Genomic DNA, 526 nt, shown 5'->3' on the forward strand with positions numbered 1-526 from the left:
CGCTCAATCCTGCCGATACCGTCATCATGAGTTCGGACATGGTGAGCCCAGACATCCAGGAGGTCCGATGAGCCTTTCCCAACTCTCCTCCCGAGTGTGGCAGTACGGCAAGGTCATCGCAGAGTCGGTGCCTTTGGAGACCCTAAACGAGGAACTCTCCGATACCAGGACGCTTAGCTGGTACGATCTCACCGCTCCTGACCGTGAGGACATCGACATCTTGGCCGATGAGCTTAATCTGGACTTTCACACTGTTGAGGATGCCGAGGCTCCCGGTGAGCGCCCGAAGGTTACTCGCTATCCTGACCATCTCTTCCTCACGACCTACGCCGCGACCATTGGTGAGACCGATGATCCCAACAGTCGTTTGATCGTCTCGCGGGTTTCGGTGTGGGTGTTCGGGCACGGCGTCGTTAGCGTTCATCGCAACGATCTGCCAGAGATCGCGGAGGTACTCAACCGCCTCGACGCGAACCCGGACCTCGTCTCGAATGGGCCGATGGGTATCGTCCACGCTATTCTCGAT

Annotated in this window: 1 protein-coding gene; it reads left to right on the top strand. The window is 58.0% G+C overall.

Going from position 1 to position 526, the window contains the following annotated elements; translation table 11 throughout:
* Positions 1-67: 67 nt before the first annotated feature.
* On the top strand, positions 68-526 hold a 459-nt coding region (locus ACU8YE_RS24270), incomplete at its 3' end, for a CorA family divalent cation transporter (protein ID WP_446929925.1).

It is taken from the genome of Ralstonia sp. VS2407, assembly GCF_052950655.1.